Below are 13,643 nucleotides of genomic sequence, written 5' to 3' on the forward strand. Positions count from 1 at the left end.
CAAGGGTGTAACTGGCGCACCCGAGGCGCAGTCGCCCCGCGTCACAGTGCCGCCGCCGGCATGCGTACGCCCACCCGGGTCCGCGTCACCACGAGCTGCCCCTCCTGCGGGTACGCGTGCCAGGTGCGCCACCGCACCTGGCCCTCGGTCCGCTGGGCGAGCATGGCGGTGAAGGCGTGCGGGCTGCCCGGGAAGGTACCGGCCAGTCCGTGCGGGTGGTCGGCGACGAGCGCCAGCAGCTCCTGGGCACGGCCGGCGAAGGAGCCCGCGCCCAGCGTCTCGACGCGCGCCGCGAACTCGTACTCCCAGTCGCCGATCCGCTTGGCCACGCCCAGGGGCAGCGGGGTGCTGCTGCCGGGCATGCAGGCGACGGTCTCGGAACAGCTGCCGCGCTCCTCCTCCAGGAGGACCTGGTGAGAGGCGCCGAGCAGCCGCAACTGCATCGTCGCACCGGCGAGTTCCAGGTCGAGGACGGCCAGCGCGGGGAGCGGTTCGCGCCCCAGCGCCCAGGCCAGGTCGGCGGCACGGGTGTCGGAATAGGCCGTATGAAGGGTCGTGAGCATGGGTCGGCTCCGCAAACACGCGTGGACACGTGGACAGGGGGCGCCCCCGCGTCGTGCGCGTGGGAGGTGGGAAGCGCCCGATCAGGTCCGACTGGGGTCCGAGGGCTGAATGTTCTCTCCAACGAGGGAATCACGAACTACGCCGCACTCACAGCGTTTTTGACCAACTTGCCGGGGTTTCCATCCCCTCGGGGGCCACCCGTTCACCTGTTCACCGCAGACCCGCCGCATCGCTCAACAAAAAGGTGACCGGCGGGACTTGGTGCGTGCACCAGGTGTCCCGCCGGGCTCCGGGGCGTGTCCGGGGACACGCCCTCGCGGACCAACTGCCCCGTGTCAGCTGCCTCCGCCGCATCCGCCCCCGCCACCACAGGAGGAACCCCCGCCGCACGACGAGCCCCCGCCGCAGGAATGGCCGCCCGAGTGCCCGCCCCCGCCGGAATCGCCGCTGCCGCAGGACGAGCCCCCGTCCCCGCCACCGGCCCACCAGCTGCCCCCGGCCGCCGAACCGCCCGCCGTACCCCGCCGCCTGCTGCGCGACGGCGCGCGCCCCCGCCCGCCGGCCCCCGCCGCCGTCGCGACGAGGACCACGACCAGCACGACCAGAATCACCCCGACCAGCACACCGCCCATGACCTCACGTCCTTCCGTCCCCCGAAGCGAGGCCCCCCGCTCCGCGCCCCTTGCGGCGTGCAGGGGAGATTCCCTCGCCCCCGTACGGCCAAAGCACACTTGAGCAAATCCAGAGCTTGCGCGCAGGATGGCGGCCATGACACACGGACGACCGCTGCTCAACCGCCGCCTCGCCGAGTTCGGAACGACGATCTTCGCGGAGATGTCCGCGCTGGCCGTGCGCACCGGAGCCATCAATCTCGGCCAGGGCTTCCCGGACACCGACGGCCCGGAGGAGGTCCGCGAAGCCGCGGTGCGTTCCCTGCGCGCCGGGCATGGAAACCAGTACCCGCCGGGCCCCGGCGTCCCGGAGCTGCGCACCGCGATCACCGCACATCAGCAGCGGCGCTACGGACTGGCGTACGACCCCGACACAGAGGTTCTGGTCACCGCGGGCGCCACCGAGGCCATCGCCGCCTCGCTCCTGGCGCTCCTGGAGCCCGGCGACGAGGTCGTCGCGCTGGAGCCGTACTACGACTCGTACGCCGCCTGCATCGCCATGGCGGGCGCCACACGCGTTCCCGTGACCCTGCGTCCCGACACCTCCGCCGACACCTACCGGCTGGATCTGGACGAACTGCGCGCGGCGGTCACGCGCCGTACCCGGCTGCTGCTGATCAACACCCCGCACAACCCCACCGGCACCGTCCTGAGCCGCGAGGAGCTGCACGCGATCGCCGAGCTGGCGTGCGAGCACGACCTGCTCGTCGTCACGGACGAGGTGTACGAGCACCTCGTCTTCGAGGGCGAACACCTGCCGCTGGCCGGCTTCCCCGGCATGCGCGAGCGGACGGTCACCATCTCGTCCGCCGGCAAGACGTTCTCGTACACCGGCTGGAAGATCGGCTGGGTCACCGGGAGTCCCGAGCTGGTGACGGCGGTCCGCTCGGCGAAGCAGTACCTGACGTACGTCTCCGGCGGCCCCCTCCAGTACGCGGTCGCCGAGGCGCTGCGGCTGCCCGACAGCTTCTACGAGGAGCTGCGCGACGGCCTGCGCGCCAAGCGGGACCTGCTGTGCGCGGGGCTCACGGAGGCCGGGTTCGCGGTGTACCGCCCGGCCGGCACGTACTTCGTCACCACCGACATCCGCCCGCTCGACGCCACCGGCGACGGCATCGCGTTCTGCCGGGCGCTGCCGGAGCGGTGCGGGGTGGTGGGCGTCCCCAACGCCGTCTTCTACGACCACCGGGACCAGGGCGCGCCCTTCGTCCGCTTCACCTTCTGCAAGAGGACGGAAGTGCTCGAGGAGGCCGTTGCCCGGCTCAAGCAGCTGTGACACATGACGAGGCCCGGCACGGGTTCCCCGTGCCGGGCCTCGTCGAACGTGCGGGCGCTCAGGCGTCCGGAGCGTCCTGCTCCACGCCTTCCGCCTTCTGCTCGGCCGGGGCCAGGCCCAGGCGCTCCAGCAGCCACTTGTCGAACTCGATGGAGGCACGCACCCAGCTCACCGTCGAGGAGACGAAGTGCTCCAGGGAGACGCCGGTGCCGATGAGCATCTGCGCCTCACCGATCAGGCGGACCGAGGTGCCGGTCTCCTCGGAGCCCTCCTCGGGCTCGTGGGTGTGCGTGTAGACCTTGGGCCACAGGGTGCGGCGGTTCCAGTCGTCGATCGCGTCGAGCAGGACCGGGCGCTGGTCCGTGGCGTGCGGGCGGTCGTAGAACGTACGGACCGAGAAGACCTGCTGCTCGCCCTCGCCGCGGAACATGAAGTACGTGCGGAATTCCTCCCACGGCGCGGCGAGGTCGCCCTCGTCGTCGACGACGTACTTCAGCTCCATCTGGTCCAGCAGCTGCTTGACGAGGTCCTGGTCGGGGACGACGGGGCCCTCCGGTCCTGCCGCCTGCGGTTCGGGCTGACCCCCGAAGTTGGGAATCGAGGACGGGTCGATAGACATTGCCGGTACTCCTGTGGATCTCGTGGTTTCCTGCCGACGACCCTAGCCGCGTTTGGCCTCCGGGGCGTAGACCGCCCGGGCTACGCCTTCCCGGGAATCATCGCGGCGCCCGCTCCCTGGGCCCGGGCCCAGGCGACGGCGACCAGGACGGCGCAGACCACCCCGAGCAGCCCGGCGGCCCCGATGGTGTTCGCCGAGGACCCGGTCAGCTCGGTCACCGCGCCCCCGGAGGCCACGCCGATGCCCTGCATGGCGATCATCCCGGACCGGGCGAGCCCCAGTGCCTGGCCCCGCCGGTCGGCCGGAGTCAGCAGGACGAAGGTGGCCCCGGCGGTGATCTGGTACGCCGAGCACACCCCGGCGACGAACAGCAGGAGCATCGCCGCTTCCGTACTGGGATCGAGCAAGTAGACGACCAGGGGCAGATTCGCGGCCACCGCCAGCGGGCCGAGCAGCCGGCGCCGGGTCTCGTCCCCGACCCCCGACCGCCCCAGCAGGGCCGCCCCCAGCACCATGCCCGCCGGATGCGAGGCGAGCAGCAGCCCCACCGCGTACGCCCCGCCGCCCGCCTCGTCCGCGAACGGGGCGGCCAGCCCCTCCGGCAGGACGACGAACCCCGCGAGCCAGCCCAGTCCGAGCAGCGAGCGGAGCCTGCGGTCCGACCAGATCAGTGCCGCGGCACCGCCGACCTGGGCGCCGAGCTTCGCCGTACGGGCCTCGGCGCTCGCGACCGGGCGGGCCTTCACCCCGAACCGGATGAGGGCCGCCGAGAGCAGGAAGGTCGCCGCGTTCACCGCCAGCGAGCGGTTGCTGCCCAGCCACGCGGCGAGCAGCCCACCCCCGGCGAAACCGACCAGCTGGCCGACCTGATGGGTGATCTGCATGATCCGCTGGCCGCGCTCGTAGCGTTCGGCGCCGAGCACGGTGGGCAGCAGCGCGCCCTGGGCGGCGCCGAAGGGCGCCTCGGCCAGCTGCGCCAGCACCAGCAGTCCGGCGAGCAGCGGCAGCGGCATCCCCGGCAGCGCCATCAGCCCGACGAGCACCATCCGGGTCAGGTCGCAGCTGACCATGACCGTGCGCCGGGGGAACCGGTCCGCCAGCCCGGAGAGCAGCACCCCGGACAACAGGGCCGGCAGGGTGGTCAGGGCATAGGTCGCCGCGGTCCATCCCGGCGAGTCCGTACGTTCGAAGACAAGCAACGACAGCGCCACGCGCGCCAGCTGGTCGCCCAGGATCGACTGAGCATAAGCAGCCCAAAGGGTACGGAATTCGCCAAGGTGAAAGAGATTGTCAGGTCTGGACTTCTTGGGTCCGTCGGTTATCTCATCGCCAATCCGCTCGTTCATGCGGGCACGCTACCGGCCACCCGATTCGGCCTCTAACCCCAGCCACGGGAAGGTTGCCGCAGGTGAGGAATGGTGTCCTGTTTATGCGCGCGCCCCGGGCCGGACAGCCTGGCCCCGCCTTCCGAACTCCCTTGCCAGAAGGGGTGCGAGAGGGACAGGACGGCTCCTGGGCAGGAGTTGACCCGCCGGGGGCCGAGCGCGACGTTTGGCTCGATACCGATGTTGAAGAATGGATCACACCGGGCAGACGAATGTGACACCCGACTTCTCGGGTGTCACATTCCCCCCGGCCGGCCCTCTCAGGTCGCAGCGCCGACGATCAGGCCGTCCTCGAACCGGTCCACCCGGACCGTGTCGCCCTCCCTGATCTCGCCCGCCAGGATCTCCTTGGCGAGCCGGTCGCCGATCGCCGTCTGGATGAGGCGGCGCAGCGGCCGGGCGCCGTACGCCGGGTCGTTGCCCTCCTCGGCCAGCCAGGCCAGGGCCTCCGGTGTGACGTCCAGGGTGAGCCGGCGGTCGGCCAGGCGCTTGGCGAGCCGGTCGATCTGGAGGCCCGCGATGTGCGCCAGTTCGTCGCCGGACAGCGCGGAGAAGACCACCAGGTCGTCCAGCCGGTTGAGGAACTCCGGCTTGAAGGAGGCCCGTACGACCTCCAGTACCTGGCGCTTCTTCTCCTCCGGCTTGGCCAGGGGATCGGTCAGGAACTGGCTGCCGAGGTTGGACGTCAGGATCAGGATGGTGTTCCGGAAGTCCACCGTCCGGCCCTGTCCGTCGGTGAGCCGGCCGTCGTCGAGGACCTGGAGCAGGATGTCGAAGACCTCGGGGTGGGCCTTCTCGACCTCGTCCAGCAGGACGACGGTGTACGGGCGGCGGCGGACCGCCTCCGTGAGCTGGCCGCCCTCCTCGTAACCGACGTATCCGGGCGGGGCGCCGACCAGACGGGCGACGCTGTGCTTCTCGCTGTACTCGCTCATGTCGATGCGGACCATGGCCCGCTCGTCGTCGAAGAGGAAGTCCGCGAGGGCCTTCGCCAGCTCGGTCTTGCCGACACCGGTCGGGCCGAGGAACAGGAACGAGCCGGTGGGACGGTCGGGGTCGGCGATGCCGGCGCGGGTGCGGCGCACCGCGTCCGAGACGGCCTGCACGGCCTCGGTCTGCCCGATCAGGCGCTTGCCGAGCTCCGACTCCATGCGGAGCAGCTTCTGCGTCTCGCCCTCCAGGAGGCGGCCGGCCGGGATGCCGGTCCAGGCGCCGACGACATCGGCGATGTCGTCCGGCCCGACCTCTTCCTTGACCAGGGTCTCCTTGGGCTCCTTCGCCGCTTCCTCCTCGGCCTCGGCGGCCTCGGCGAGCTCCCGTTCCAGGCCCGGGATCTCCCCGTAGAGCAGCTTGGAGGCGGTGTCGAAGTCGCCGTCGCGCTGGGCGCGTTCGGCCTGGCCGCGCAGGTCGTCGAGGCGTTCCTTCAGCTCACCGACGCGGTTGAGGCCCTGCTTCTCCTTCTCCCAGCGGGCGTTGAGGCCACGAAGCTCCTCCTCCTTGTCGGCGAGGTCGCGGCGCAGCTTGTCCAGGCGCTGCTTGGAGGCGGGGTCGCTCTCGTTCCTGAGGGCCAGCTCCTCCATGTGCAGACGGTCGACGGAGCGCTGGAGTTCGTCGATCTCAACGGGCGAGGAGTCGATCTCCATGCGCAGCCGGGAGGCCGCCTCGTCGACGAGGTCGATGGCCTTGTCGGGGAGGAAGCGGGAGGTGATGTAGCGGTCGGAGAGGGTCGCGGCGGCGACCAGGGACGCGTCCGCGATCTGCACCTTGTGGTGGGCCTCGTAACGGCCCTTGAGTCCGCGCAGGATGGCGATGGTGTCCTCGACGGACGGCTCCGCCACCAGCACCTGCTGGAAGCGGCGCTCCAGGGCGGGGTCCTTCTCGATCCGCTCGCGGTACTCGTCGAGCGTCGTCGCGCCGACCATGCGCAGCTCGCCGCGCGCCAGCATCGGCTTGAGCATGTTGCCCGCGTCCATCGCGGAGTCCCCGCCGGCGCCCGCGCCCACGACGGTGTGCAGCTCGTCGATGAACGTGATGATCTGGCCGTCGCTCTCCTTGATCTCGGAGAGGACGGTCTTCAGGCGCTCCTCGAACTCGCCCCGGTACTTCGCGCCAGCGACCATGGCGCCCAGGTCGAGCGAGACGAGCCGTTTGTTCTTCAGGGACTCGGGAACGTCGCCCTTCACGATGCGCTGGGCGAGCCCTTCGACCACGGCGGTCTTGCCGACGCCCGGTTCACCGATGAGCACCGGGTTGTTCTTGGTGCGCCGCGAGAGCACCTGGACGACGCGGCGGATCTCCTGGTCGCGCCCGATGACCGGGTCGAGCTTGCCCTCGCGCGCGGCGGCGGTGAAGTCGGTGCCGAATTTCTCCAGGGCCTTGTACTGGCCCTCCGGGTCGGGAGTGGTCACCCGTCGCCCTCCCCTGCTCTTCTCGAACGCGTCCAGCAGCTTCTTCGCGCCGGCACCCTGCCCGTCGAGGATCTCACCGGCACGACCGCCCTTCGCGGCGATCCCGATCAGCAGGTGCTCGGTGGAGATGTAATCGTCGCCCAGCTCCTTGGCGCGCTGCGCGGCGTCCGCGATGACGGCGAGCAGCTCGCGGTTGGGCTGGGGCGGTGCGACCGTCGACCCGGTCACGCTGGGCTGCGCGCCCAGGAGCCGTTCGGTCTCGGTGCGTACGGCGATCTGGTCGGCCTCGACGGCGGCCAGCAGATCGATGAGGTTCTCGTTGTCGTCACCCGAGAGCAGCGCCAGCAGCAGATGCCCCGGGGTCAGATCGGGGTGCCCGTCCTTCACGGCCCTGCTGGTGGCCGCGTTGATGGCGTCCCGGCTCCTGTTGGTCAGCTCGGCGTCCACGTGCGCTGTCTCCTCCTTGCGATGACGAGTCCGTTCCCACTACTGACACGGTCAACGTGCACAAAGTTGAGTCTATTCCACTCAAGGCGGCGCGTGGCAAAGTAGAGCGCTTTCCACTCAAGGCGAACGCGGCCTCGCTCCTCCTCCGAGTGAAGCGGCCGCCCCCGGTCCCCGCCACCGCAGCGCGCGGGACCCCGCTTACGCTGGGGCCCATGGCAGTCGACGTACACCAGCCGAGCCCCGAGTACCTCGCGTTCTGGCGCGAGAGCCACGTGTGCACGCTCACCACGCCCCGCCCCGACGGCACGCCGCACGTGGTCCCCGTGTGCGTGACGTACGACCCCGAGGCCGGCCTCGCCCGGGTCATCACCAACAAGCACAGCCGCAAGGTCGCCAACATCCTGGCCGCCGGCCCGGAGGGCGCCCGCGTCGCTGCGTGCCAGGTGCACCGCCGCCGTTGGGCGACCCTGGAGGGCGTGGCACGGATCAGCACGGACCCGGAAAGGGTCGCGGAGGCCGTACGCCGCCACACGGAGCGCTACGACCGGGTGCCCTCGCCCAACCCGGACCGGGTCGTCATCGAGATCACCCTGGACCGGGCGCTCGGCCGCGGCTGAACGCGCCGCCCGTCCGGAGAAAGCACAACGGCGCCACCGTGTTCAGGTCACGGTGGCGCCGTTGTGTGGGGGAAGTGACTGAGCGACGTAAAACGACGGGGGATCGCTCAGGCACTGCGGGGGGTGGCGGAAATGGCTTCAGGTTCGAACAGCTGGTGGTCACGCTGTGCGAGATTCACAAAGATCATGTCGTACCGGATGGCGCAGCGCACCGGCTGCGGCGCGCCCCGCGGCTTGCGCAGGCAACGGTAGGCGCGTACCTCTCCGTCGTCCTCGCGGGCGACGACGACCGGGTCGCCGAACAGAGTGACCATCAACGAGTCACCACGGTGGGGCAGCGCCGTGACGAGATCGATGAAATGCCACCCTGACCGGTAGGCGGTCGCCATCTCCCGCCTGAAGGTGCGGTCGTCCGGCGGGGTGGTCATGTCAGGCGCCCGCCCGGGTCGGCAGCGAATTCCAGCTGATTTCACTCGACGCGACCGACGCCTGGGAGAGCCAGCTGATCTCGCCGGATGATCCAACAGCCTCGACACTCCAGCTGATCTCACTGGGGCCGGCGGGCTTCTCAGCACCCGCACCGATCTCGCCGGCGCCACCCAGAACGCCGTAGCCCAGGCCAGCGACGAACGAGGCGGCAAGCGCCGAGCGAAGCAGTCGCTTATACATAGTCAGCTTCGTCCTCACTTGTGGATTCTTCTCCCCCGCACCTAAGACGATGTCTCACCTGGGCACACGAACACCACTGAGTCGATGCATCATGTTCCTGCATGTTCAGGAACCTGGGGGGTGCGGATATGACCACAAGCGACTCAAAGAGGACACATCACCACGGGATCACTGATCTTTGCGCCGACGGAGGGCGTCTTTACGCCAGCGCATTGCGCTCGGGGCGCATCTCCCGGGCAGAGGCGACTTCGGCCCCCTGCCTGATGGACTTCGCCCTTCTCCATCCGGACCCTGACGACCCGGACTGGCTCCGGCCGCTGCCGCCGTCCACAGCGCTCGCTCAGCGTCTTCATCCCATCGAACGCGAGATCCAGGAACGCCGACGACGCTCCCTCGAATTGACGGAGTCATTCGAGCCGTTCATGGACATCAGCGCACAGGTACCCCCCACCACTCACGCCATTACCGTGCTGGAAGGGAAGCACCGGATCAATGCCGCCCTCGACCTGGCCACCGCCGAGTGCCGCACGGAAGTCCTCACGGTCCAGCCAGGAGGCGACCGCGGAGAAGACCGTCTCCGGGAGGGCTTGGAGCGCGCTCTTCTGGTGGTGCACCGAGGAGTGAGTATGCGCACCCTCTACCAGCACACCGTCCGGCACAGTCAGGGGACGCTCGCCTACGCCGAGCGACTGGCCGACGGCAAGGTGGAAATACGCACACTCGAGGAACTCATCGCCCGACTGATCGTCTTCGACCGGACAGTCGCCTTCATTCCTGCGCGCAGCGACGACCAAGTAGCCCTGGAGTTGCGTCATCCCGGACTGGTCGACTACTTGATCAAGGTCTTCGAACAGCTCTGGAGCCGCGCGTCCCCTCTCCTGGGTGAGCTTCCGTACACGCCGGCTCCCAAAGGTGTCAGCGGTGTTCAGCACTCCATCGCACAACTCCTCGTGGAAGGCCATGTGGACGAGGCCATAGCCCGCCGCCTGGGCATGAACGTCCGCACCTGCCGGGCCCACGTGGCCAAGCTGTCCGTCATCCTCGGCAGCAACAGCCGCGCCCAACTCGGCTATCTGATCGCCCGGTCAGGAATCCTTGATCAGGATTCCTGACCGGGATCGGCCCCGAATTCCCCACCCCCCGGGCCGGCGGGCGCACCACGCAACGGGGGAGAGCATGGCCGCGCCCCTGATCAGCCGGGGGAGTTCCCGGCTCCCCCGACACACCCAGAGTCGCCGGGGAACCACGTTTCCACCACCGTCATCTTGCTGCATTGCCGAAAGTGGGGGGTCACGAATGAGCGAGGACGAGGACATATCGCACCACCCGCACGGTGAGCTGGAACTGTGCGAGACCGGCCTCAGGACCTACACCGAGGCACTCAAGGCCGGTCGTCTGCCGCGCTCCGCGCTCGAACCCGCCGCCTGTCTCATCGAGTTGGCGCTCGTCCACCCTGATCCCCAGGACGAGGACTGGATCCGCCCGGTGCCGCCCTCCGCCGCCCTGACCCATCTGCTGCAGCCCGTCACCCGGGAGATCCACGAGCGCATCCGGCTCTCCGCCGCCCTGGCCGACTCCCTGGCCCCACTGGCGTCCGTCGCCAGCACCGACCCCAACCTCGCCATCACCGTCCTCGAAGGCCTTCCGCTGATCGAGGCGGCCATCCAGAACGCCACGGACGGTGCGCGGGAGGAGGTCCTGACCCTGCAGCCCAGCGGGAGCCGCCCCGTGGACCAGCTCAAGAAGGCGCTGGAGCGCGCCCTGTCGATGGCCGAGCGAGGCGTGACCCTGCGCCACATCTACCAGCACCCCGCCCGCCACAGCCCGGCCATCAAGGCCTACGTGCAGGATGTGCCGCCGAGCCACATCCAGGTGCGCACCATCGAGCAGACGGTCGAACGCCTCTTCGTCTTCGACCGCACCGTGGCCTTCATCCCCGCCAGCGCCCGCCGCGACGTCGCCCTGGAGATCCGCCACCCGGCACTCGTCCGCTACCTGATCCAGGTGTACGAGGTGCTGTGGGCCCAGGCCAAGCCCCTCTCGACGCCCCTCCAGGCACCGGCGCACAAAATGCCGATCACCGCCGCCCAACTGAGCGTCGCCCGCCTCCTCGTCGAGGGCAACACCGACCAGATCGTGGCCCGCAGACTGGCCATCAGCGTCCGCACCTGCCGGGCCCACATCGCCAAGCTCATGCAGACCCTCGGCGCCACCAGCCGCACCCACCTCGGCGCCCTGCTCGTCCGCTCCGGCGTCGTGGAGCTCGACCGGTAATGCCGTCACACGAACACGGCCACAGCAACGACGAGCTGTGCGAGGAAGCCCTCGGCCTCTACACACAGGCCCTGGCACATGGCCGCATCGCCCGGGCCACCACCGCGACCGTGCCCTGTCTACTGGACGGCGTCCTGCTCAGCCCCGACCCCGATGACAGTCTCTGGCTGCGCCCCACGCCTCCCTCGGCAGCCCTGGCACAACTGCTGCACCCGCTCGCCCGCCGGGTACTGGACCAGGTACGCGCGATCGACGTCCTGGCCAAGGCACTGGTCCCGCTCGCCTCCACAGCGCAGGAACATCCCTCTCGCACCGTCACCGTGCTCGACGGCGGGGCGACGATCCAGGCGTCCATCAACGGCGCCGCCCGCGAGGTCCGGAAAGAGATCCTGACCCTGCAGCCCGGCAGCACGAGGCCTCTGCACAAGCTTCAGATCGCGCTGGCCGGAACGCTGCCCACGGCCGACAGGGGTGTCCGGGTGCGGCACATCTACCAGCACTCGGCGCGCTACGGCCCGGACCTCAAGGCCTACGTGGCCCAGCTGCCCAGCGACCTCCTCCAGGTCCGCACCATGGAGCAGGCCATCGGACGCCTCATGATCTTCGACCGCGACGTCGCGTACCTCCCCGCCGACGTCGAAAGCACCGCGGCCCTGGAAATCCGCCACCCCGCCGTCGTCCGCTACCTGGCGCAGCTGTACGAAACACTCTGGGCCGGCGCCACCCCCTTCGCCCAGCCGCTGCGCAGCGCCGCACCCCACACCTCGGTCACCGCCGTCCAACAGAGCATCGCCCGCCTCCTCATCGAGGGCAACACCGACCAGAACATCGCCGAAAAGCTCGGCATCAGCATCCGCACCTGCCGCGCCCACATCGCCAAGCTCATGGCCACCTTCGGCGCCACCACCCGCACCCACCTCGGCGCCCTGCTCATCCGGTCCGGCGTCGTGGAGGGCCCCCTACCGCCGCACACAGCAGAACGGCCCGTCACTCCGGAGTGACGGGCCGCGCAGAAGCGAGCAGCAAACAGCGAGCAGCGCTCAGTCCTTCGGCCGCTTCGGGCGCCAGACCACCAGGGCGCTCGTCTGCTGGACATCCTGGTACGGGACCAGGTCGCGCCGGTACGACGCGTGGACCTGGGCCTCGCGCTGCTGCATCGCCGCCGCGGCTCCGTCCACGGCAGCCGAGAGTTCGGCGACGCGCTGCTGGAGCGCCGCGACCTGGTGCTCCAGCTCGATGATGCGCTTGATGCCGGCGAGGTTGATGCCCTCGTCCTGCGACAGCTGCTGCACCGTACGCAGCAGCTCGATGTCGCGGGCCGAGTAGCGTCGGCCGCGTCCGGCCGTGCGGTCGGGGGAGACCAGGCCGAGGCGGTCGTACTGGCGCAGCGTCTGCGGATGCAGGCCCGAGAGCTGGGCCGCGATCGAGATCACGTACACCGGTGACTCGTCGGTCAGTTCGTACGGGTTACGCCTTCGGCCGTCCACCTCAAGCTCCCTTCGCCGCCTGGAACAGCTCCGCCCGCGGATCCTGGTCCGCGGTCGCCTTGCGGTAGGCCTCGAGCGCGTCCCTGGCCTCGGTGCCGAGGCCGGTGGGCACGGTCACCTCGACGGTGACCAGGAGGTCGCCCCGGGTGCCGTCCTTGCGGACGGCGCCCTTGCCGCGGGCCCGCATCGTACGCCCATTCGGCGTACCGGCCGGAAGCTTCAGCGTCACGGGGGGCCCGCCGAGCGTCGGCACCTTCACCTCGCCGCCGAGGGCCACCTCCGTGAACGTGACGGGCACCGTGACGGTGAGGTTGTCGCCCTTGCGGCCGAAGACCGGGTGGGCGTCGACGTGGACGACGACGTAGAGGTCGCCGGCCGGTCCGCCGCGCTCGCCCGGGGCGCCCTTGCCGCGCAGCCGGATGCGCTGCCCGTCCGAGACGCCCGCCGGAATCCGGACCTGCATGGTCCTCGATGAGCGGGCCCGGCCGCTGCCCTTGCAGACCTCGCAGGGGTCCTGGGCGATGAGGCCGCGGCCCTTGCAGTCCACACACGGGTCGGTGAGCGAGAAACCGCCGCCGCTGCCGCGCGAGACCTGGCCGGTGCCGACGCAGGTCGGGCAGACCCTGGGGGTGCCGTTCTTGTCGCCGGTGCCGGAGCACGCCTTGCAGGGCGCCTGGCTGGACATCCTGAGCGGGACCGTGGCCCCGTCGACCGCCTCGGTGAAGCTGAGGGTCACCTCGGACTCGATGTCCTGACCGCGCCGCGGCTGCACCCTCGTACCGGCGCCGCCGCCGCGGTTGAAGAGGCCGCCGAACACGTCTCCCAGTCCGCCGCCGCCGAAACCGCCGGCGCCGCCCTGGCCCCCGCCCTGGGCGCCTCCGAAGAGGTCCCCCAGGTCGAAGTTGAAGTTGCCCTGGGCGCCGCCCGGCCCGGCGCGGAAGCCGCCGTTGCCGAAGAGGGCGCGCGCTTCGTCGTACTCCTTGCGCTTCTTGGCGTCGCCGAGGACGTCATTCGCCTCGGAGATCTCCTTGAAGCGCTCCTCCGCCTTGTCGTCGCCCTTGTTGGCGTCCGGGTGGAACTCGCGGGCGAGCTTCCGGTACGCCTTCTTGATCTCGGCGTCGGTGGCGTCCTTCGGGACGCCGAGAACCTTGTAGTAGTCCTTCTCGACGAAGTCCTTCGTACTCATCGACGTCCCTCCTTCCGGACGACCGGCCGGGAGCCCCCCG

Annotated in this window: 13 protein-coding genes; 5 read left to right on the plus strand and 8 right to left on the minus strand. The window is 70.2% G+C overall.

Annotated features, from left to right (window positions below; genetic code table 11):
* Positions 1-41: 41 nt before the first annotated feature.
* Complete coding sequence (locus OG242_RS14620; protein WP_018522268.1) at positions 42-563, minus strand: DUF2617 family protein; 522 nt, start codon at positions 561-563, stop codon at positions 42-44.
* 769 nt (positions 564-1,332) lie between these two features.
* On the opposite strand from OG242_RS14620, the gene OG242_RS14625 reads away from it, so the two are divergent.
* Complete coding sequence (locus OG242_RS14625) at positions 1,333-2,511, plus strand: pyridoxal phosphate-dependent aminotransferase (protein WP_405898586.1); 1,179 nt, start codon at positions 1,333-1,335, stop codon at positions 2,509-2,511.
* A 58-nt stretch (positions 2,512-2,569) separates the two neighbouring features.
* On the opposite strand, the gene OG242_RS14630 is transcribed toward OG242_RS14625, so the two are convergent.
* The 3 genes from OG242_RS14630 to clpB all read right to left on the minus strand — a co-directional run bounded on the left by OG242_RS14630 (position 2,570) and on the right by clpB (position 7,370).
* A complete protein-coding gene (locus OG242_RS14630) occupies positions 2,570-3,130 on the minus strand; it encodes a YbjN domain-containing protein (protein WP_405898587.1) in 561 nt (186 codons plus the stop codon).
* An 80-nt stretch (positions 3,131-3,210) separates the two neighbouring features.
* Positions 3,211-4,476 (minus strand): MFS transporter, encoded by a 1,266-nt coding sequence (locus tag OG242_RS14635; RefSeq protein ID WP_405898588.1) that lies wholly within the window; start codon positions 4,474-4,476, stop codon positions 3,211-3,213.
* Positions 4,477-4,775: 299 nt separating this feature from the next.
* Positions 4,776-7,370, minus strand: coding sequence for an ATP-dependent chaperone ClpB (gene clpB / locus OG242_RS14640; protein WP_405898589.1), 2,595 nt, complete (start codon positions 7,368-7,370; stop codon positions 4,776-4,778).
* 212 nt (positions 7,371-7,582) lie between these two features.
* Here clpB and OG242_RS14645 point away from each other — a divergent pair, with 212 nt between their 5' ends.
* Positions 7,583-7,987, plus strand: coding sequence for a pyridoxamine 5'-phosphate oxidase family protein (locus OG242_RS14645; protein WP_383292796.1), 405 nt, complete (start codon positions 7,583-7,585; stop codon positions 7,985-7,987).
* A gap of 107 nt (positions 7,988-8,094) precedes the next feature.
* On the opposite strand, the gene OG242_RS14650 is transcribed toward OG242_RS14645, so the two are convergent.
* Both OG242_RS14650 and OG242_RS14655 read right to left on the minus strand, forming a co-directional pair.
* Complete coding sequence (locus OG242_RS14650) at positions 8,095-8,415, minus strand: hypothetical protein (protein ID WP_018522262.1); 321 nt, start codon at positions 8,413-8,415, stop codon at positions 8,095-8,097.
* Position 8,416: 1 nt separating this feature from the next.
* Positions 8,417-8,674, minus strand: coding sequence for a hypothetical protein (locus OG242_RS14655; RefSeq protein ID WP_405898590.1), 258 nt, complete (start codon positions 8,672-8,674; stop codon positions 8,417-8,419).
* Between the two features lie 110 nt (positions 8,675-8,784).
* On the opposite strand from OG242_RS14655, the gene OG242_RS14660 reads away from it, so the two are divergent.
* The 3 genes from OG242_RS14660 (at position 8,785) to OG242_RS14670 (ending at position 11,931) form a co-directional block, all read left to right on the plus strand.
* Complete coding sequence (locus OG242_RS14660; protein WP_405898591.1) at positions 8,785-9,768, plus strand: helix-turn-helix transcriptional regulator; 984 nt, start codon at positions 8,785-8,787, stop codon at positions 9,766-9,768.
* A gap of 184 nt (positions 9,769-9,952) precedes the next feature.
* Positions 9,953-10,930: a LuxR C-terminal-related transcriptional regulator gene (locus tag OG242_RS14665; protein WP_405898592.1), complete on the plus strand. Its 978-nt coding sequence runs from the start codon at positions 9,953-9,955 to the stop codon at positions 10,928-10,930.
* Positions 10,930-11,931, plus strand: a complete 1,002-nt coding sequence (locus tag OG242_RS14670) for a LuxR C-terminal-related transcriptional regulator (protein ID WP_405898593.1) — start codon at positions 10,930-10,932, stop codon at positions 11,929-11,931. The genes OG242_RS14665 and OG242_RS14670 overlap by 1 nt, the downstream gene beginning before the upstream one ends.
* 39 nt (positions 11,932-11,970) lie before the next feature.
* On the opposite strand, the gene OG242_RS14675 is transcribed toward OG242_RS14670, so the two are convergent.
* Together OG242_RS14675 and dnaJ are read right to left on the minus strand one after the other, a co-directional pair.
* Positions 11,971-12,417: a heat shock protein transcriptional repressor HspR gene (locus tag OG242_RS14675; protein WP_405898594.1), complete on the minus strand. Its 447-nt coding sequence runs from the start codon at positions 12,415-12,417 to the stop codon at positions 11,971-11,973.
* 1 nt (position 12,418) lies between these two features.
* Complete coding sequence (gene dnaJ / locus OG242_RS14680) at positions 12,419-13,603, minus strand: molecular chaperone DnaJ (RefSeq protein ID WP_405898595.1); 1,185 nt, start codon at positions 13,601-13,603, stop codon at positions 12,419-12,421.
* Between the last annotated feature and the right edge of the window lie 40 nt (positions 13,604-13,643).

Source organism: Streptomyces sp. NBC_00727 (assembly GCF_045161745.1).
In the GTDB taxonomy this organism is placed as follows: Bacteria; Actinomycetota; Actinomycetes; order Streptomycetales; family Streptomycetaceae; genus Streptomyces.

Excerpts from the sequence above, each read along its gene's own strand:
- OG242_RS14620 (WP_018522268.1), bottom strand. The coding sequence starts at position 563 with ATGCTCACGACCCTTCATACGGCCTATTCCGACACCCGTGCCGCCGAC.
- OG242_RS14625 (WP_405898586.1), top strand. The coding sequence starts at position 1,333 with ATGACACACGGACGACCGCTGCTCAACCGCCGCCTCGCCGAGTTCGGA.
- OG242_RS14630 (WP_405898587.1), bottom strand. The coding sequence starts at position 3,130 with ATGTCTATCGACCCGTCCTCGATTCCCAACTTCGGGGGTCAGCCCGAA.
- OG242_RS14635 (WP_405898588.1), bottom strand. The coding sequence starts at position 4,476 with ATGAACGAGCGGATTGGCGATGAGATAACCGACGGACCCAAGAAGTCC.
- OG242_RS14645 (WP_383292796.1), top strand. The coding sequence starts at position 7,583 with ATGGCAGTCGACGTACACCAGCCGAGCCCCGAGTACCTCGCGTTCTGG.
- OG242_RS14650 (WP_018522262.1), bottom strand. The coding sequence starts at position 8,415 with ATGACCACCCCGCCGGACGACCGCACCTTCAGGCGGGAGATGGCGACC.
- OG242_RS14660 (WP_405898591.1), top strand. The coding sequence starts at position 8,785 with ATGACCACAAGCGACTCAAAGAGGACACATCACCACGGGATCACTGAT.
- OG242_RS14665 (WP_405898592.1), top strand. The coding sequence starts at position 9,953 with ATGAGCGAGGACGAGGACATATCGCACCACCCGCACGGTGAGCTGGAA.
- OG242_RS14670 (WP_405898593.1), top strand. The coding sequence starts at position 10,930 with ATGCCGTCACACGAACACGGCCACAGCAACGACGAGCTGTGCGAGGAA.
- dnaJ (WP_405898595.1), bottom strand. The coding sequence starts at position 13,603 with ATGAGTACGAAGGACTTCGTCGAGAAGGACTACTACAAGGTTCTCGGC.